17 protein-coding genes and 1 tRNA gene are annotated in these 18,939 nt (G+C 63.7%); 6 read left to right on the top strand and 12 right to left on the bottom strand.

Going from position 1 to position 18,939, the window contains the following annotated elements:
- Positions 1–181: 181 nt before the first annotated feature.
- The 3 genes from IPM06_08570 to IPM06_08560 form a co-directional block, all read right to left on the bottom strand.
- Positions 182–1,159, bottom strand: coding sequence for a hypothetical protein (locus IPM06_08570; GenBank protein ID MBK8770468.1), 978 nt, complete (start codon positions 1,157–1,159; stop codon positions 182–184).
- 73 nt (positions 1,160–1,232) lie between these two features.
- Positions 1,233–1,307, bottom strand: a tRNA-Gly gene (locus IPM06_08565).
- A 13-nt stretch (positions 1,308–1,320) separates the two neighbouring features.
- Positions 1,321–2,457: a 2'-deoxycytidine 5'-triphosphate deaminase gene (locus IPM06_08560; GenBank protein ID MBK8770467.1), complete on the bottom strand. Its 1,137-nt coding sequence runs from the start codon at positions 2,455–2,457 to the stop codon at positions 1,321–1,323.
- Positions 2,458–2,544: 87 nt separating this feature from the next.
- On the opposite strand from IPM06_08560, the gene apaG reads away from it, so the two are divergent.
- The 3 genes from apaG to IPM06_08545 all read left to right on the top strand — a co-directional run bounded on the left by apaG (position 2,545) and on the right by IPM06_08545 (position 4,727).
- Complete coding sequence (apaG, locus tag IPM06_08555) at positions 2,545–2,937, top strand: Co2+/Mg2+ efflux protein ApaG (protein ID MBK8770466.1); 393 nt, start codon at positions 2,545–2,547, stop codon at positions 2,935–2,937.
- Positions 2,938–2,945: 8 nt separating this feature from the next.
- Positions 2,946–4,094 carry an acetylornithine deacetylase gene (argE, locus tag IPM06_08550; GenBank protein MBK8770465.1) on the top strand — a complete coding sequence of 383 codons (1,149 nt, stop codon included), beginning with the start codon at positions 2,946–2,948 and terminating at the stop codon, positions 4,092–4,094.
- A gap of 153 nt (positions 4,095–4,247) precedes the next feature.
- On the top strand, positions 4,248–4,727 hold the full coding sequence (locus IPM06_08545) for a YccF domain-containing protein (protein MBK8770464.1): 480 nt from the start codon (positions 4,248–4,250) through the stop codon (positions 4,725–4,727).
- Here IPM06_08545 and IPM06_08540 read toward each other — a convergent pair.
- Genes IPM06_08540 through IPM06_08530 form a run of 3 tightly spaced genes read right to left on the bottom strand, consistent with a single transcriptional unit; the run spans position 4,705 to position 7,753 of the window.
- Entirely contained in the window at positions 4,705–5,637 is a 933-nt protein-coding gene (locus IPM06_08540) for an Hsp33 family molecular chaperone (protein MBK8770463.1), read from the bottom strand. The two genes, IPM06_08545 and IPM06_08540, sit on opposite strands and share 23 nt — an antisense overlap.
- The gene (argF, locus tag IPM06_08535; GenBank protein MBK8770462.1) at positions 5,634–6,554 is read right to left on the bottom strand and encodes an ornithine carbamoyltransferase; all 921 of its coding nucleotides are present in this window, start codon (positions 6,552–6,554) and stop codon (positions 5,634–5,636) included. Before argF ends, IPM06_08540 begins: the two co-directional genes overlap by 4 nt.
- A 17-nt stretch (positions 6,555–6,571) precedes the next feature.
- Positions 6,572–7,753 carry an aspartate aminotransferase family protein gene (locus IPM06_08530; GenBank protein ID MBK8770461.1) on the bottom strand — a complete coding sequence of 394 codons (1,182 nt, stop codon included), beginning with the start codon at positions 7,751–7,753 and terminating at the stop codon, positions 6,572–6,574.
- Between the two features lie 376 nt (positions 7,754–8,129).
- Between IPM06_08530 and IPM06_08525 the strand changes: the two genes are divergently transcribed.
- Together IPM06_08525 and IPM06_08520 are read left to right on the top strand one after the other, a co-directional pair.
- On the top strand, positions 8,130–8,663 hold the full coding sequence (locus tag IPM06_08525; GenBank protein ID MBK8770460.1) for a GcrA cell cycle regulator: 534 nt from the start codon (positions 8,130–8,132) through the stop codon (positions 8,661–8,663).
- Between the two features lie 84 nt (positions 8,664–8,747).
- Positions 8,748–9,725, top strand: coding sequence for an alpha/beta hydrolase (locus IPM06_08520; GenBank protein MBK8770459.1), 978 nt, complete (start codon positions 8,748–8,750; stop codon positions 9,723–9,725).
- Positions 9,726–9,805: 80 nt separating this feature from the next.
- On the opposite strand, the gene IPM06_08515 is transcribed toward IPM06_08520, so the two are convergent.
- The 4 genes from IPM06_08515 to gap form a co-directional block, all read right to left on the bottom strand.
- The gene (locus IPM06_08515) at positions 9,806–10,411 is read right to left on the bottom strand and encodes a L,D-transpeptidase (protein MBK8770458.1); all 606 of its coding nucleotides are present in this window, start codon (positions 10,409–10,411) and stop codon (positions 9,806–9,808) included.
- A 140-nt stretch (positions 10,412–10,551) separates the two neighbouring features.
- Positions 10,552–11,217, bottom strand: a complete 666-nt coding sequence (locus tag IPM06_08510) for a ribulose-phosphate 3-epimerase (GenBank protein ID MBK8770457.1) — start codon at positions 11,215–11,217, stop codon at positions 10,552–10,554.
- A 68-nt stretch (positions 11,218–11,285) separates the two neighbouring features.
- On the bottom strand, positions 11,286–13,409 hold the full coding sequence (locus tag IPM06_08505; GenBank protein MBK8770456.1) for a hypothetical protein: 2,124 nt from the start codon (positions 13,407–13,409) through the stop codon (positions 11,286–11,288).
- Positions 13,410–13,570: 161 nt separating this feature from the next.
- A complete protein-coding gene (gap, locus tag IPM06_08500; protein ID MBK8770455.1) occupies positions 13,571–14,584 on the bottom strand; it encodes a type I glyceraldehyde-3-phosphate dehydrogenase in 1,014 nt (337 codons plus the stop codon).
- A gap of 140 nt (positions 14,585–14,724) precedes the next feature.
- Between gap and IPM06_08495 the strand changes: the two genes are divergently transcribed.
- Positions 14,725–16,050 (top strand): DUF3422 domain-containing protein, encoded by a 1,326-nt coding sequence (locus IPM06_08495; protein ID MBK8770454.1) that lies wholly within the window; start codon positions 14,725–14,727, stop codon positions 16,048–16,050.
- Between the two features lie 21 nt (positions 16,051–16,071).
- On the opposite strand, the gene IPM06_08490 is transcribed toward IPM06_08495, so the two are convergent.
- Both IPM06_08490 and IPM06_08485 read right to left on the bottom strand, forming a co-directional pair.
- On the bottom strand, positions 16,072–17,664 hold the full coding sequence (locus IPM06_08490; protein MBK8770453.1) for an NAD(P)/FAD-dependent oxidoreductase: 1,593 nt from the start codon (positions 17,662–17,664) through the stop codon (positions 16,072–16,074).
- A gap of 84 nt (positions 17,665–17,748) precedes the next feature.
- Positions 17,749–18,930 (bottom strand): Gfo/Idh/MocA family oxidoreductase, encoded by a 1,182-nt coding sequence (locus IPM06_08485; GenBank protein ID MBK8770452.1) that lies wholly within the window; start codon positions 18,928–18,930, stop codon positions 17,749–17,751.
- Positions 18,931–18,939: the final 9 nt, after the last annotated feature.

Below are 18,939 nucleotides of genomic sequence, written 5' to 3'. Positions count from 1 at the left end.
CGCCCCGAAGAAGAAGACCTAACGCGTTGGACCGTCATCACTGACAGTGAGCGGGATATGGCCCCTGCCGGGCACGTTTCAATTGCACAAAATCGTGTGCGGGCCATGCACCCCAACCGTCCCGGCGTTCATCAGGCATTCAGTTTGCCGGACGGTCGCGGCGATCAAATTGCAGGCCCTGTCACAGCCATTTGCGCCAGCCCGCGAGCAGCGTGAGGCTGGCAAGAAAAAGAGCGACAGCGGTGAGCACCGCCCAAAATCCCGCTTCGCCCATGTGGGCAATGCGGGTGTCGAAGTTCATTCCGAAGATACCAGCGACCGCGCCCACGATGCCCAGCATCACGCTGAGGAAGGTCAGGCGGCGCACCAGCGCGTTGGTGTTCTCGGCGAGGCGCGCAGTGTGGAGGTCAAACGAGCCGCGAATGAGATTGCGGCCACCCTGAATGACATCGAAGGTGCGTTCAAACCGCCGCGCCAATGATTCCACGTGGGACTTGGCATCTTCGTCCAGCGCCACCTCGATGTCGGCGCGCGCAAGGCCGTAAAACACCGGGCGCTGCACTTCGAGCAGGCGCAGGAGAAAGGCAACGTGGCGGCGTGCCGTGACGATTTCGCGCAACACCTCTTCTCCGGCGCGCGCGCCCGCAAGGATGCGCACGTCGATGTCATCGCAAAGCGTCTCGATGGAGGCTGCCGCCGTGAGGAAAGTATCAAGATGCCAGTCCAGCAGCGATGACACGAGGCCCGCTCCGGTAAGGCCGCCGATCAGCGTTTCACCGCGGTCCTGCTGGCGGAATTGTTCGAGGTACGGGAGTTCGCCCTCATGCAGCGTCACCACCCACAGGCCGCCGAAGACATAACTCACCTTGCGGGTCACCGGTGTTCGCGCGGTCTTGTCTTCCGGGGCCTGGATGGCAACGAGGTCGAAGGCGATGCAGTTGCCGAATGTGGCGAGGCGGGTCTCGTGGCGTTCGCGCGGCTCCTCGAAGACCGCCGCATCTGTGATCTTCAGGAGATTGCGCAGCCGGGTCTTGTCCTCCGCCGTCGGCGAGGTGACGTCAATCCACAGGAGTTTCTGGCGTGACAGGCGCGGCAGCGTTGCTCCCAGCGTCACTTCGCGGTCATGCCCTTTGCCGTCGTACAGAAAGGCGTTCAACATCAAGGACTGCAAATGCGCGGCAGCGGATTTTGTTCCGCGCCGCCGAGATGCAATTCTTGCTGTTTGGGAAATTTGGAGCGGGCGATGGGAATCGAACCCACGACATCTTGCTTGGGAAGCAAGAGTTCTACCACTGAACTACGCCCGCGCCTGAAAAGACCCTAACCGAGCTTGCCGCCAAGGTCAAAAGGCTTGAAGTGCTTGGACAGCTTCAAACCCTGTTTCTGGTAGTTGGAGGCAAGCTGCCCGTAGACGCGGTCGGGCCGTTCGGTGAGCGGTTCATAGACGAGACGGCCGATGATCTGCCCATCTTCCAGAATGAACGGCACCTCATGGGAGCGCACTTCGAGAACAGCGCGGGCGCCTTCTCCGGCACCGGAGGAATGGCCGAATCCCGGATCGAAGAAACCTGCGTAATGCACGCGGAACTCTCCGACCAACGGATTGAAGGGCACCATCTCGGCCGCATGGGTGGGCGGCACGCGCACGGCTTCCTTCGAGGCGAGGATATAGAACTGGTCGGGATCGAGGATGAGTGAACCCTGCTGCCAGATCGGTTCCCAATAGTCGAGCACGTCGAGAGCGCCCTTCTTGTCCACGTCCACCAGGGCGGAGTGGCGCTTGGCGCGAAAGCCCACGGGGCCGCCCGGTATCATCGGCGAGAGATCGACGGTCAGCGCAAGTCCGCCATCGATATTGGCCTCGCCCTGCGCGATGAGCGGTTCGGCGGCATGGAGCGCATGGATCAGCGCGTCGGTCGCCAGAGACGGGCCGGAGCGGAAGCGGATCTGCGAGAGGCGCGAACCCTGGCGTGCAAGAATGGGGAAGGTGCGCGGGCTGATTTCGGCATAGAGCGGGCCCTCGTAACCATCCCACACCTTGTCGAATTCCTGGGCGCGGTCGGCGATGACCCGGGTGAAGATGTCGAGGCGGCCGGTGGAGCTTTTCGGGTTGGCAGCGGCGGCGACGCCCTGCGGCAGCGACAGGCTTTCCATCAGCGGCACGATGTAGACGCAGCCCGTTTCCAGCACCGCCCCATCGGTCAAGTCGATGCGGTGAAGGGCGACGGCCTTCAGTTTTTCTTCCACCGTCTGCTTTGGTCCCGGCAGGAAAGAGGCGCGCACGCGGTAGGCCACCGGCCCAAGGCGGAGGTCGAGGCTCGCCGGCTGGATCTGCTCGTCGTCCAGCGGACGGTCGAGGCGGATGAGGCCCTTCTCGCAGAACGAGGCAATCACCCGGGCAGGGAGGATGCCCTGCGGCAGGGCGACATCGGGTCGGGCGGCGGATTTCTCAGACATGACGGCCTTTTGGCGGTTTTGCACTGGACCGCGCAAGCCCGGTGACATGGCAGTGGAAAACCTCCAGCGATGGCCTAGATTGGGGGGATGTATGAGGCCATCAGCAACAGGTTCCGGGTGACAGTCCGGCCGCAATATCTCGAAGGGCAATCCAAACCCGACGAGGACCGCTATGTCTGGGCCTATACCATCACCATCGAGAACCTCAGCGGGCAATCTGCGAAACTGGTGTCACGGCACTGGATCATCACCGATGCACGCGGCCACAAGCAGGAAGTGGTGGGCGAAGGCGTCGTGGGCGAACAGCCCACGCTGGCACCGGGCGAGAGCTTCCAATACACATCGGGCTGCCCGCTCACCACGCCTTCCGGCATGATGGTGGGGACCTATCACATGCTCGGGCCCGACGGGCACACCTTCGCCATCGAAATACCCGCCTTCTCGCTCGACTCGCCGCACGAGCGTCCCACCTTCAATTGACAGAGATCATGTTTCCCACCACCTCCGAAGACATCCTCGCGGCGCTCATCGCCTTCGACACCACGAGCCGCGACAGCAACATTCCGCTCATTGCCTGGATCGAGGACTTTCTCGACAGCCATAAGGTGCCGCACCTCCGCGTGGACTATGAGGCTGGTAAGACCAATCTCTACGCCACCATCGGGCCTGATGTGGAAGGCGGCGTTGTCTTGTCGGGACATACGGATGTGGTGCCCGTCGATGGTCAGGCGTGGTCGTCCGATCCCTTCACGCTGATGGAACGAGACGGCCTGCTCTATGGGCGCGGCACGGCTGACATGAAGGGTTTCATCGCCGTGTGCCTCGCCATGGTGCCGCAATTCAAGGCGATGAAACTGGCCCGCCCCATCCACTTCGCCTTCTCCTGCGACGAAGAAGTGGGCTGCCGGGGTGTCGTTCCGCTCGTCGAGCACATGCGCGATCACCTCAAGCGCCCCTCCGCCGTGATCGTGGGGGAACCCACGTCCATGCAGGTGGTGAATGCTCACAAGAGTGCGGTGCGCTACGGAACTGAGGTGACGGGGCATGAATCGCATTCGGCCCTCACCGACCAGGGCGTCAACGCCATCATGGTGGCAGCGGAACTCGTGTCCGAACTGAACCGCGTGCGCGAGGACCTGATTGCAGAGGGCGATCCCACCGGCCGTTTCGACCCTCCCTATTCCACCGTGCATGTGGGCGTGATCAAGGGCGGCACGGCCAACAACATCGTGCCGCGCGCCTGCAGCTTCTCGTGGGAGACGCGCCTGCTGCCCACCGCCGACAGGCAGGCAGTGCCAAGGCGCATCGCCGAACTGGCGCGGAAGCTGGAACCTGCCATGCAGGCGGTCGCTCCCGGCACCGGCATCGCCACGGAGAAGATGACCGACGTTCCCGGCCTTGCACCGGAACAGGATTCACCTGCGGAAATCCTGGCTCTTCACTGTGCCCACGCCAATTCCACGCACACCGTTTCCTATTGCACGGAAGCGGGGCACTTCCAGTCCATCGGCATTCCGGCGGTCGTGTGCGGACCCGGCTCCATCGAACAGGCCCACAAGCCCGACGAGTTCATCGCGGTGGAGCAGCTGCGGAAATGCGAGACGTTCATGCAGCGCCTCGCAGCGAGGTGCTGCTGAGAGTTTTGCGCGCAGGGCAACCATCTCACCGCCCCCTCCGCCCCCAGATCAAGTCCGGGTTCACCTCTTCAGCGAAGCTGGGTGAGGGGGAATGAGGCGAATTGAAATTCGCCGGCGCTCTTCCCATATGTTTCGGCGCTGAAGGAGTTTTCCATGCCGCTGATCATGTTCATTCTCAATGTGCTCTGGTTTGTGACCGGGGGCGTCATCGCCGGCCTGGCCTGGGCTTTGGCGGGCGTACTGATGGCGATCACCATCGTGGGCCTGCCGTGGGCGCGCTCGTGCTTCATGCTGGCGCGCTTTTCCTTCTGGCCCTTCGGCTATGACATCGTCGCACGCGACCAATTGACCGGCCGTGAAGACCTGGGTACCGGCGCGCTTGGTGCCGTGGGCAACGTGATCTGGTTCGTGCTGGCCGGCTGGTGGCTGGCGATTGGCCACATCGCGGCGGCGATCGGCTATGCCGTCACCATCATTGGCATCCCCTTTGCCTGGCAGCATGTGAAACTTGCCATCGCCTCGCTCTTCCCCGTGGGCAAGACCGTCGTCAGCGTGGACCGCATCTTCGCGCCCATGGGTGGCACGATGGGTGCAGGCGCGACGACTGCCGTCAGGCGAATTGGTCCGGCGTGAAGGTGTAACGCGTCGAACAGAATTCGCACGTCACGGTGATCGCACCGTTCTCCACCATGTCGCTGCGTTCCTGCGGCGAGAAGCTCCGCAACATCGTTTCCACGGCCCCTGCCGAACAGGTGCAGTGGCGGGCCAGCTGTGTTGCGGGGTAAACGGTAACGCCATCCTCGTGGTAGAGGCGGTACAGCAATTCTTCCGCACTCACCGTCGGGTCCAGAAGCTCGTGATCTTCCACGGTGTCGAGCAGCAGCTTCGCCTTCACCCAATCATCGTGCTCGGTCACGGGCGTTTCGCTGCCTTCGGGAGCATCACCTGATGAGTGCTGAATGGCCGACATGCCACCTTCGCGCGGCAGATGTTGCACGACGATTGCACCGGCGCGCCAGTGCGCCGCCTTGTCGCCCTTCACGGACAGGGGCCCCGCTGCAAGACGCAGCCGCGTGGGGATCTGTTCCGACTGCTTGAAATAGGTGTGTGCGGCTTCGGCCAGCGTGTTTTCGCCCAGCGGCACAAGGCCCTGGTAGCGGTCCATGCCCTCGCCCTGATCCACGGTCATGCCAAGGTAGCCCGATCCCAGCAGCGACTTCTCATCACGGCCCGCGAGGTCCGCCGCCTTGTCGAAGCGGGTGGTGCCGCGCACCCCGTTCGGCGCCACATAGTCGGCGACGATCATGGAGACGGGACCATCGGTCTTGGTCTGGAGGATGAACTTGCCCTCGAACTTCAGTGCCGATCCGAGCAGCGCCGTCAGGGCCACGCCCTGCGCCAGAAGCGCCGAAACAGGTGGCGGATAATCGTGGCGCGAGAGGATATCGTCGATGACGGGTCCGAGCCGCACGATCCGCCCGCGAATGCCGAGCGGCTTCACCTCGAAAGGCAGGACGAAATCCGGCAGCGCGTCCGTGCTCATCGGCCGCCCAGGCAATGGAGCAGGATGCTCTTCTGGATGTGCAGACGGTTCTCCGCCTCGTCGAAGACCACCGACTGCGGGCCATCCATGATCTCGTCGGTCACCTCCTCGTTGCGGTGCGCGGGCAGGCAATGCATGAAAATGGCATCGCGCTTGGCATGGCCCATCAGCGCGGCGTTGACCTGATAGGGCTTCAACAGGTTGTGACGCGTCTCGCCATCCTTGTCGTGCATCGAGACCCAGCAATCGGTGATGACGCAATCAGCATTCCTGACCGCGCCTTCGGGCGACGCAATGAGGGTGACATCGGCGCCCGCCTTTTTCGCCCAGGCCATCACCTCCGGTGCAGGGTTCAACGGTTGGGGGCAGCCGAGGGTGAGCTTGCCGCCCATGACGCCCACCGCATGAATCCACGAGGCGGCGACATTGTTGCCATCGCCCACCCAGGACACATGCTGCTGCGCGATCGGGCCCTTGTGTTCTTCCAGCGTGAGGATGTCGGCCATCACCTGGCAGGGATGCGACAGGTCCGTGAGACCGTTGATGACCGGAACGGTGGCGTGGGCCGCGAGGTCGGTGAGATTGCTATGCTTCGAGGCGCGCAACATGATGCCGTCGACATAACGCGACAGCACGCGCGCCGTGTCGGCGATGGTCTCGCCACGGCCCAGCTGCATGTCGTGGGCGGAGAGCACGATCACGTCGCCGCCCAGCTGCTTCATGGCCATCTCGAAGGAGACGCGGGTGCGCGTGGAGGGGCGTTCGAAGATCAGCGCGAGGGCCTTGCCCTTGAGCGGCTCATCCTTTTCGAGCAGTCCCTTCGGCTGTCCGGCGCGGGCGTCCTTCATGGCGCGCGCAGTGGCGACGATGCCGTTCAGCGTGCGGGCGTCGAAATCATTGAGGTCGAGAAAGTGCATGATGGAGGTCCGAGATTTCAGGAAGCGGCGGGCGTGAGTGCGCGGCAGGCCCGGTCGAGTTTGCCAAGCGCCTCGTCCACGTCGGCGCGGGTGATGACGAGCGGCGGCAGCAGGCGGATGACGTTATCGCCGGCACCGATGGTGAGGAGTTTCTCCCCAAGCGCTGCTGCCTGCAAGGCCGTGTTCTGCACCTTGCACTTGATGCCGATCATCAGGCCTTCGCCGCGGATGTCGTCGATCACAGTGGGGTGGGAGTCCTTCAGACCGGCCAATTTCTGTTTCAAATACAGCGCGGTATCGCGGACATGTGAGAGGAAGCCTTCGGCGAGGACAACGTCCAGTACGGCGTTGCCGACGGCGGTGGCCAGCGGGTTGCCGCCAAAGGTGGAGCCGTGCATGCCCGCCGTCATGCCCTGTGCCGCCTTTTCGGTGGCAAGGCAGGCGCCCAGCGGAAAGCCGCCGCCAATGCCCTTCGCCACCGCCATGATGTCGGGCGCCACGCCCGACCATTCATGGGCGAAGAGCTTGCCGGTGCGGCCGACCCCGGTCTGCACTTCGTCAAGAACCAGAAGCAGTCCATGGGCATCGCAGAGGTCGCGCAGCGCTTTCAGTTCGCCGTGCGGCAGGGGGCGGATGCCGCCTTCACCCTGCACGGGTTCAATGAGGATTGCGGCTGTCTCCGCCGTGATGGCCGCCTCCAGCGCCTTGCGGTCGCCGAAAGGCACCTGCACGAAGCCCGGCATGCGGGGCGCAAAGCCTTCCAGGTATTTCTCCTGACCGCCAGCCGAGAGTGTGGCCAACGTGCGGCCGTGGAACGCGCCTTCGAAAGTGATGATGACGTTCCGCTCCGGCGCGCCCGATACGAAGTGATAGCGCCGTGCCATCTTGATCGCACACTCCAGCGCCTCGGCACCCGAGTTGCAGAAGAACACGGTGTCGGCGAAGGAGTTCTCGATCAGGCGCTGTGCCAGTTTCTCCTGGCCCGGCATCTGGTAGATGTTGGAGGTATGCCAGATCTTCTGCGCCTGCTCGGTGAGGGCCTTCACCAGATGCGGATGGGCATGGCCGCAACTGGTGACTGCAACACCAGCGCCGAAATCCAGGTAGGCCGTGCCATCTTCGGTGAAGACATGGGCACCCTCGCCCCGCACGAACGAGACGGGGGCACGATTGTAGGTGGGCAGCACAGGTGTGATCATCGGCCAATCCAAATGAAAAACGCCGGTCGGTGAGACCGGCGCGCAACAGGCAACATATAAAGTGCAGTTACCCACCGGTCAATTGTGCCCATATCCACACCTGAGTCAAAACAGCACATGGACGCTGGAGTCAGCGGGGGCTTAACTCCCCGTTAACCATAAGGCCAACGTCCAAAACTGGGGAAAACCCTGCGAAAGATAGTCCGGTTGGTTGCGGTCGAGTCACTCAGCATAGTAGTCAGTAACTCATCGGGCTACGAGATGTAGCGTTCCAAGTCAGGCGTAACGGTTTCAGCGTGGGGGTTCAGATTCCCGCGAACTTAGAAGGATTCAGGTTTTGAGCGAACTCGTGCAAGCAGCAGCCGGTACCGACAAGATGCCCTGGACCGACGAACGTGTGGAACTTCTCAAGAAACTGTGGACCGACGGATTGAGCGCCAGCCAGATTGCCGCCCGCCTCGGCATGGGCGTCACGCGCAATGCGGTGATCGGCAAGGTCCACCGCCTCAACCTCTCGGGCCGCCAGCCTGTGCAGCGGAATGCAGCACCGCGCGCCGCCCGCAAGGGTCCGCGGGAACCCAGCGCGCCTGGCGTGCGGCCCACGGGTACGCCGTCCATGCCCACCGCCGGCAGTGCCGCTCTCAAGGCCTATGCCGCGCCCCAGATGAATCCGCGGCCGCAGCCGCTCCCGGAGCCGAAGCCGCTCCGCCTCGTCGATCTTCCCAAGGACGGCCGCATCACCATTCTTCATCTCTCCGACAAGACCTGCAAATGGCCGATCGGCGACCCGACGCATGAAGACTTCTGCTTCTGCGGCCACGGTCCGCGCGATGGATCACCCTATTGCGAATATCACGCCCGCATCGCCTATCAACCGGCGCAAGACCGGCGCATGCGCAGGGCCGGCTGAGCCTCCTGCAGCAAGCCCCTCGCACCGCCACTCTGGCGAACCTTCGATCCTCCGTGATACAGGCCGTATCACGGAGGATTTTTCATGAATGACCCGGTTGCTGACGATCCGCATGCCTCGCTCGATCCGGGGATGCGGCATTTCTACAAAAAGCTGACGGAAGCAACGCCACCGGGTGCGGAAAGCTGGCCGCTGGACCAGCAGCGCGCGGCGTGGAACGCGCTCTGCCAGTCCTTCCAGGCGCCGCGGCCCGCTGGTGTCATCGTCTCCGACATCGTGTGCAACGGCGTGCCTTGCCGCTTCTACAGGCCGGAGGGTGCCACACTCTCTCCCGGCGTGATCTATGGCCATGGCGGCGGCTGGGTGCTGGGCGGACCTGCCACCCACGACGACATGTGCGCCGAACTTTCCGCGGCGACTGGCACCGCCGTGCTGCTGATCGATTACCGCCTTGCGCCCGAACATCCCTACCCTGCGCAACTCGAAGACTCCCTCAAAGTGTGGCGCTGGGCCCGGCAGGAAGGCCGCGCCCACGGCATCGATCCGGACAACCTGATCGCGGCGGGCGATAGCGCCGGCGGGCAGATGTCGGTGGCCCTCGCCATGGCGCTCAGCGAATTGAGCTTGCCACAATTGCAGGGACTCGTGCTCATCTATCCCGTGCTCGGCGCCAACATGGATACCCCCTCCTATCTCCGGAATGCGGATGCGCCGTGCCTGACGCGCATGGAAATGCGGTTCTATCTGGAGAGCTTCCTCGGGCCCGAAGGAAGTGCAGCGTGGCGCGACCCCAAGGCCGCGCCGAACCTCGCAGGCGATGTGTCCTTCCTGCCGCCCACCTACATCACGGTGGCGGCACATGATCCGTTGCGCGACGACGGCGTGATCTTCGCCGGGAAACTCAAGGCCGCCAACGTGCCCGTGGGTCTGCGGGAGGAACCGGTGCTGGCCCATTCGTACATGCGGGCGCGGCATCATTCGGCTCCGGCGATGGAGGGGTTCAAGGCCATTGCGGCGGCGCTGAAGGCTTTGGCAGACGGCGCTCCGCCCCCGGCAAGATAAAAAACTCCGGCCAGATGTTCATCTGGCCGGAGCTTGCTTCACTGGCACGAGGGGGCGGGAAATGCCAGTTCAGTCCGTGATCAGTTGACCGTCACCTCGGCGCCGACCTTTACCAGCTGGTAGAGTTCGGTCACGTCGGCGTTCAGCATGCGGATGCAACCCGAAGAGGCGGCCTTGCCGATGGACTTCGGCTCGTTGGTGCCGTGGATGCGGTAGATGGACGAGCCCAGATACATGGCGCGCGCACCGAGCGGGTTCTTCGGGCCACCTGCCATGTAGGCGGGAAGCTCAGGATGGCGGACGCGCATTTCCACCGGGGGGCGCCAGTCCGGCCATTCCGTCTTGGACGAGACCTTGTGCACGCCGGCCCATTCGAAGCCCTTGCGGGCGGTGGCGACGCGGTACATCACCGCCTTGCCATAACCGAGGACGAGGTAGAGTTCGTTCTTGCGGGTGGAGATGACGATCGAGCCGCGCTTCTTGGCGCTCTGGAAGGAGATGATCTTGCCGCGCTTCACGCTCGGGAAGGTGGCGGTGGCATCGACTTCCGACATGCTGGTGGAGGCCGGGACGATCACGGCACCGTCGTTGCCGTAGAGGCTGTCATCGGCCTTGGCGGTCGAAACGAACGCGGCGGCCATGGTGATACTCAGCGCGGCGGCGGCGATTTTCAGGATCTTGTTCATGGTTTCCGTTCCCTCTGGAAAAGCATTTGATGGTGCCTTTCTAGGGGAGCGGCCCTGAACCGATGCTGAGGGGGAAATTTATCTGCCGTTCAGGTTGGAATTCGTGACGCGACCTCCAAGCCTCGCGCAACCCATTGAAATCAAGCCGTGATTCCTGCGGCTCCACGGATGGCGCGGATGTTGGCGGCGTAGTCACCCTTGAACACGGCAGAGCCCGCAACCAGCACATTGGCCCCGGCGCGGACAACTTCACCGGCATTTTTCGCAGTCACGCCACCATCAACTTCGAGATCAATGGGGCGGCCGCCGATCAGGGCGCGGGCCTGACGTATCTTGTCGAGCATGGCGGGGATGAAGCTCTGACCGCCAAAGCCCGGGTTCACGGTCATCACCAGGATGAGGTCGAGTTCATCAATCACATGTTCCAGCACAGACACCGGCGTGCCCGGATTGAGCGACACGCCCGCCTTCCGGCCCAGGGCGCGGATGGCCTGCAGCGAACGGTGCAGGTGTGGACCGGCCTCGGCATGGACGGTGATGACATCGGCACCCGCCGCCGCGAACTGCGCCAGATAGGGATCAGCCGGGGCGATCATGAGATGAACGTCGAAGGGGAGCTTCGTGAGCGGCCGCAGGGACTGCATGACCGGAAAGCCGAAGGAGATGTTGGGGACGAAATGTCCGTCCATGACGTCGATGTGCACCCAGTCGGCGCCTCCCGTTTCAATGGCACGGACTTCCTCGCCCAACCGGGCAAAATCGGCGGCGAGAATGGAGGGGGAAATCAGGAGGGGGCGGTTTTTCATGGTGGCGCACTCTCAGGGAGCAACCCGCCGTTCGCAAGGGGCCATTTGTAGCATTGGAAAACCAACCATCAGCCGTGGTTGACTTCCGCCTGACTGACCGTGTGGGAGTAGGTGAAATGCACTGTGGCGCCGGGGGCGAGGGTTGTCCACACGCCGTCATTTGGCGTGCTGTCCGGGGAAGCACCCGCACCCAAGGGACCCGCCACGACGAGGCTTTCGCCCGTGATGCCGCCGCTACCGAGCGGGATGGGCAGCGCCGGGCTTCCGTGCATGTCGGCAACCGTGATGTTTCCAATGCTGACGTTGCCCGTGTTGGTGATGGTGTAGCCATAGACGACCACCTGTCCCACGGTGAAGGGGCCGGCGCTGCTGGAGGTCTTGTCCAGGGTCACGGTTGCGATCACCGGCCTGTTGGTGATGACACAGCTGATGCCGTCGCCTTGTGCGGGCGTCACGCTCACGGGGATCGTGGTCAGGGACGAGACATTGGTGCCCAGGGTGTTGCTGTTGGCGCAGGCAACCGAGGTCAGATATTTGGTGAGGGCGGACGGCGACCCGGCGGCCATGGTTTCCGTCAGGGTGTAGGCACTTCCGGCCACGGCAGCAAAGGACACGGGCGATGAAGTGATGGCCGTGCCCGTGCCTGTGGTCGTGACGGCAGCGGGCGCGCCTGAGCCTGTGGCGCGCAGGGAAAACTGGTCGGCGGCGGCCACACGTCCCGTTCCGGCAAGTGCCTTCTGCAGGCTGAGGCGCGGGGCATTGGCCGTATTGGTGAGGCTGCAGGTGATCTGCGCCGCAGCGCGCACGTTGGCAGCGGGGATGGTGACGGTGGTGCCGGCAAATGTGCCGAAACTTGCGGGATTGCCCGTGACGGCCGCATTGGCGTCGGTGCAGCTTGCCGCCGTCAGGGTGAAATTGGGATCGACGGCCTCAATGATCTGCACGTTGGTATTGAAGGCGGTCACGGTGATGGGCGCTGGCGATGCAGGGGCCGGAACGCCCGCCGTCACCGTGCTGATGGGGGGCGGGTTGGAGGCGAGGTTTGTCTGCGTGAAGGTCGTGACGCCAAGGGCGCCGACTGTGGTCTTGCGGATGGTGACCGTTGCGGGAATAGGCGTGTTGGTGAAAGTGCACTGTATGGCGTCGCCATAGGCGATGGTGGCGATGTTGTAACTGGTGACAGGCTGGTTGACGGGCAGCACCGTTGGCGATCCGGCGGTGCCGTTGGTGCAGGTGAGCGAGGTTGTATATTGCCCCAGCACGCTGGCGCTGCCCGTGGCCATGCTTTCGAAAACGGTGGTTGGCACGCTGGAGGAGACGGTGGCAACGGAGCCCGCAAAGGGCCCGAGACCGCTGCCGGTCGTCGTGTTCTGCGCAAAGATGCTGCCCGTCGAAGTGACCTTGGCACCGTAGGTAAACTGGTCGGCGGCATTGGCGCGGCTTCCGGAGATCACCTTGCGGGTCGAGACCGTGGCATACTGGATGGCGAACATGATGCCCTGCAGGCCACCCGCCACCAGTTTGGCCGTCACAGTCGTCGGGCTTTGCGTGCCGACGATGTAGGCACCGACCGTGCCGGCCACGCCCGTTTCCGTGAAAGTCGAGCCGGTATTGGTGATCGTCGGATAAATGGCGCCCGAAATGGGATCGACCTGGTCGATCACTGTCCAGTTGCCGCCGTTGGTGGTGTAGGTGAGGGACTCGCCGTTGTTGCTCGACTCGGCATCCGCAATGATCACCTTGAACAGGCCCGTGGTGGCACCGCCCGGTGGCGGCGTGAGGACGATGCTGCTCATGGTGAGCGTGATGGTGCCGGCAGCGGTGGTGTAGAGGATCGGCTTGTTGGGAATGCCGAGGAAGGCCGTGTTGCCCACCGCCGAGCCGGACCACGAGGGTGGCGCAATGGCGGTCAGGCCTGCCGTCGTGGGCGTGCGAACGCCGGTGAGCTTGAAACTGAACACCGAGCCATCGGACAAGGTGATGGAGAAATTCTGCCCCGCACCCATGACGGTGGTGTTGTTGTAGCTGGTCATGTCGATCCAGCAATAGGTCTGCCAGGACGGCGGTGCGGTGCCCGGCGATGTGGCGGGCCCGCATGTGGCCGCATGGCCTGCGGTGGCAAGACTGCACAGCGCGGCCCACAGCACGGCGAGGGCACACGCCAGCCGCTTGCATGGTGTCGTTCGCCGCATCTCCCCCAGCCACATCCCTGACGCCCCGCATGATCAGGGTTCCGTCCAGCCTCAACCGATAATTCGGTATGGTTAGCAGCGGGTTAAGTGGGTGATGGCCCCCACCCAAAGAAAAACCCCGGCGCAAAGGCCGGGGTTTTCACGATCGGTATGCGATCCGCTCAGGCGATGAGCTTGCCGAAGTGGACAGCGGTGTCGCCCATGCGGTTGGAGAAGCCCCACTCGTTGTCGTACCAGGTGAGGATGCGCACGAGCGTGCCTTCGATGACCTTGGTCTGGTCCATGTGGAAGGTGGACGAATTGGGATTGTGGTTGAAGTCGATCGAGACGTTCGGATCGAGGGTATAACCGAGGATGCCCTTGAGCGGGCCATCAGCGGCGGCCTTGATCGCGGCGTTCACTTCTTCAACCGTGGTCTTCTTCTTGGCCACGAACTTGAAGTCGACGACGGACACGTTCGGGGTCGGCACGCGGATCGAGGTGCCGTCGAGCTTGCCCTTCAGTTCCGGAATGACGAGACCGATGGCCTTGGCGGCACCTGTCGACGTCGGGATCATGGACATGGCGGCCGCACGGGCGCGGTAGAGGTCCTTGTGCATGGTGTCGAGCGTCGGCTGGTCGCCGGTGTAGGCATGGATCGTGGTCATGAAGCCGTGATCGATGCCGATGGCATCGTTCAGCACCTTGGCCACGGGGGCGAGGCAGTTGGTGGTGCACGAGGCGTTCGAGATCACCATGTGGTCCTTGGTCAGGCCTTGGTGGTTCACGCCATAGACGACGGTGTAGTCAGCGCCATCAGCGGGGGCCGAGACGATGACGCGCTTGGCGCCGGCGGTGAGGTGGGCCGAAGCCTTGTCCTTGGCGGTGAAGATGCCCGTGCATTCCAGCGCGATGTCGATGCCGAGGTCCTTCCACGGCAGCTGCGACGGATCCTTGATCGCCGTCACCTTGAAGGTGTCGGTGCCGATCGAGATCGAGTCACCCTTGGTCGTGACCTGATGGGGGAAGCGGCCATGGACAGAGTCGTAGCGCAGCAGGTGGGCATTGGTTTCGACCGGACCGAGGTCGTTGACGGCCACGACGTCGATGTCCTTGCGGCCCGATTCATAGATGGCACGGACGATGTTGCGGCCGATGCGGCCGAACCCGTTAACTGCGACGCGGACTTTTGCCATGGAGAGTCTCCAAACCTTTCTGTGGGAATGATGGGCGCCCTTATAGCCATTCCTGTTGCGCTGGGAAGAGGATATGTGCGCGCACCTCAAAATATGAGGGAAGCGCTTCGCCGCTGGCACATTGGCGGAGAGCAGCGCTGATGCGGCGGATTGCAGGTGGCGGGCTTGCCTATGGCGGCGCTACATGCCTGCCCATGAACGACCATCCCCTCCGCCACGCGCTGAACGACGAGGTGCACGGCAGACCGGGCCTTCCCGTGACTGCTCCGGCCCGCATCAGCCACCTCGCCTTCACGCTCGCCCCCGGCGACGGTGATCCCCTGCCCGCCATTCAGGCGCTGTGCCGGATGAAGAACATTCCGCCACCGGACCTGGGCGCGCTGCATGTGGGCGCGGTCGTGAAGGACGGACTGTTCAAGTACGAACGCCACGGCGAGTTCTACCGGGTGAGTGTCACCTCCTTCAGTCCGGCAAAGGCGGCGGAGGGGGTGGACTGGTTGCCGGAGGGATGGCTGGAAGGCCTCCCGGGCCATCGGCTGGTCGCCATACACACCCATGTGCTGGGGCGGGATGACAAGCCGCCCACGGCGGCCCGCATTGCAGCCCTGTTCGATTCCGAGGAAATCGCCTGTTCGCGGGTGAACCAGGGCAAGACGACGGTGTGGAGCGACTTCCGCATCGGTGACGATGGCTACACGCGGCTGCTGATCCACGACGGCAGCGGTTCGCCGCACCGCCTGGGACGGCTCACACGGCGGCTACACGAGATCGAAACCTACCGCATGATGGCGCTGCTGGCGCTGCCGCTGGCGCGTTCCGCACAGGGCACGCTGAAGCGCCTCGAAACAGATCTGAGTGCCATCATCGACGGCATGGCCGGACATCCGCGCTCAGAGGATGCGAACCTTCTGCAAAAGCTCATCGGCCTGTCGCGTGACATTGAAAGTCTCTCCGACCAGACGAGCTATCGCTTCGCGGCGGCGCGGGCCTATTCGGCGCTGGTGAGCAAGCGCCTGGCGGAACTGGGCGAGGAGCGGGTGCAGAACCATCAGCGCCTGGGCGTGTTCCTTGAGCGGCGCTTCATGCCGGCGATTGCCACCTGTGCCGCGGTTGAATCCCGCATCGCCGGATTGGCGCAGCGCTGCGAACGGGCCAGCAACCTGTTGCGCACGCGCGTCGACATCGCACTGGAAGGACAGAACCAGTCGCTGCTGCAATCCATGGAAAAGCGGGCGCGGCTACAGCTCATGCTGCAGGAGACGGTGGAGGGCCTGTCGGTTGCGGCGATCAGCTACTACGTGATCGGCATCGTGGGAAAGCTGATCGAAGGTGCCGGAAAGTTCGTGTCCTTCGACGAGAAGCTGTTCCAGTTCTTCTCCATTCCCCTGGTGATCCTCGCGGTGTGGCTGACGGCCCGCCACATCAAGAAGAAAGTGCAGAAAGCGGCGGGAGACGCAGGCCACTAGGCCCTGCACCATGCCGCAGGTTCACCTCAAATCGCGCAACATCTCGCGGGCCGCATTGTGTCCGGGGGCGCCGGTGACGCCGCCGCCGGGATGGGTGCCCGAGCCGCATTGATAGAGCCCCTTCACCGGGGTGCGGTAGTCGGCATAGCCCAGCATGGGGCGGGCGGAGAACAACTGGTCGAGACCCAGGGCACCGTGGAAGATGTCGCCCCCGACCAAACCAAAGGTGCGCTCGAGATCGAGCGGGGAATTGATCTGGCGGGCAATGACGGATTTCTTGAAACCGGGCGCAAACCTGTCCACCGTCGCGATCATCAGGTCCGCAACTTCCTCACGATGGTCATCCCATGATTTGCCGTCAGGCAATGTGGGTGCGACGTGCTGGCAGAACAGGCTGGCGACATGGGCGCCCTTGGGGGCGAGTGTCTCATCAAGCGTTGAGGGAATGAGGATTTCCACGATGGGCTGTTTCGACCAGCCGTCGCGGCGCGCATCCATCCACGCGTCTTCCATGTAGGCGAGGCTCGGCGCAATGATGATGCCGGCGGTGTGATGTTCGGCGCGCGTCTTTCCCGGGAGACAGGTGAAGCCCGGAAGCTCCGACAGTGCCACGTTCATGCGAAAGGTGCCGGAACCGCACTTCCAGCTTTCCATGCGCCGGGAAAAGGGCTGGGGCAGGACGCCCTGCTCGATCATCCGTGTAAAGAGCAATTTCGGATTGAGGTTGGAGACGACGGCGCCGGCCTTGATGACCTCGCCGCTGCTGGTCTCGACGCCCGTCACGCCAAATTTGTCGGTGAGTACGCGCTTCACGCCGGTTCCGGTGCGGATGGTGACGCCCGCCTCGCTACAGGCGCGGGCCATGGCTTGCGTGATCGCGCCCATGCCGCCGATGGCATGACCCCAGGCGCCCTTCTTGCCATTCACCTCGCCGAAGACGTGATGCAACAGCACGTAGGCCGAGCCTGCCGCGTAGGGAGAGGCATAGTTGCCGACGATGCCATCAAAGCCATAGGCCGCCTTGATGGGAGCGCTCTCGAACCACTGGTCGAGATAATCGCCCGCCGACTGGGTGAAGAGATTGAGCACTTGCTGCTGCATGGCGGCAGGAAGCCTGGCGATGCGACGGCCCAGCGTGCCGGCCTTGAAGAGTTGCGGCAGCACGGCGAGAAGGCCGCGGCCTGAAACCGCATTGGGCGGCGTTTCCAGCACCAGATCGCGCAGCAGGTCCGCCACCACATCCAGGTGTTCGCCATAGGCATCGAGGCGGTCTGCGTCCCGTGCAGAAAATTTCGCCACTTCCGACTTTGTCTTGCCGCCGCCCACCTTGAGGTATTCACGATCGTTCAGCGGCAGGAAGTTGGATATTTCGCGCTCCACCACGGTCAGGCCATGGCGCGGCAGGTCCATGTCGGCAATCACCTTCGGATTGAGCAGCGAAACCGTGTAGGCGGCCACGGAATTGCGGAAGCCGGGGTGGAACTCCTCGGTGACGGCGGCACCGCCCACCACGTCGCGCTTCTCCAGCACCGTGACCGCATGGCCGGCGCGCGCCAGGTAATAGGCGCACACCAGACCATTGTGGCCCGCGCCGATGACGATGATGTCAGCCATGTAAGAACGCCCCCTTGTGCCTCTGGGCGCTCTCAAACCACAGTACGGGGCGGAGCGAAAGAGGCCGAAGGGCGCAGGACTGGTTTACAGCTTCGTCCACCTGCCGTTGGCTTTGGAGGATTTCACGCAGGCCTCGATGAAGGCCATGCCGGCGATGCCGTCGGCGATGCCGGGGAAGGTCACGTCCTTGTCCGCCTTCTTTCCGGCGCGGGCAGCTTTGATGGCGCGGGCAACCTCGGTGTAAAGGTTGGCGAAGCCCTCCAGATAGCCTTCGGGATGTCCCGGCGGCACGCGCGTCACGCGGCCTGCGGCGGGACCGGAGCCTGCGCCGCCCCGGGTGATAAGCCGCTTCGGTTCACCGAAGGGCGTGTACCACAGGAGGTTGGGATTTTCCTGCGACCATTCCAGCCCGCCCTTGGTTCCATAGACGCGGATCTTGAGGCCGTTCTCGTTGCCGGGTGCCACCTGGCTCGCCCAGAGCATGCCCTTGGCGGATGTGCCGTCCTTGGCCTTGAAACGCAGCATCACGTTGGCGTTGTCGTCGAGCGCGCGGCCCTTGACGAAGCTGGTCAGATCAGCGGCGAGTTCCGCGCCCGCGAGGCCCGAGACATCGCACATCAGCTGATAGGTGTGCGTGCCGATGTCGCCGACGCAACCGCCAGCACCGGAGCGCTTGGGATCGGTACGCCAGGCCGCCTGCTTCTGCCCGGTCTTTTCGAGAGCGGTCGTCAGCCAGTCCTGCGGGTATTCGCCCTGCACGAGGCGAATGTCGCCCAGTTCGCCCGCGGCCACCATGGCCTTGGCCTGACGGATCATGGGATAGCCGGAGTAGTTGTGGGTGAGGGCGAAAATCACATCCTTCCTCTTCGCCAGCAGTGCCTCGAGGCTCTTTGCTTCCTTGAGCGAGAGCGCCAAAGGCTTGTCGCAGATCACATGGATGCCCGCGTTGATGAAAGCCTTCGCCGCCGGAACGTGCACATGGTTCGGCGTGACGATGGCCACGGCCTCGATGCCGTCGGCGCGTTTTGCTTCGGCCTTGGCCATCTCCTCGAAGGAGCCATAGCTCCGCGACGGGTCCAGTCCGAGATCCGCGGCGGAGGCGGCGGCCTTTTTCGGATCAGCGGAGAGTGCGCCTGCGACGAATTCATATTCGTCGTCCATGCGCGCGGCGAGACGGTGCACGGCGCCGATGAACGCTCCCTGCCCGCCCCCCACCATGCCGAGCCGGATGCGGCCCGTTTTCTTTTCGCGTGTGCCTGTGACCATGGTGCCGTC

The organism is Hyphomicrobiales bacterium, from assembly GCA_016710435.1.
GTDB lineage: Bacteria > Pseudomonadota > Alphaproteobacteria > Rhizobiales > Aestuariivirgaceae > Aestuariivirga.
Note: the sequence above shows the minus strand (reverse complement) of the source record. Positions and strands in the feature narration are given on the sequence as shown.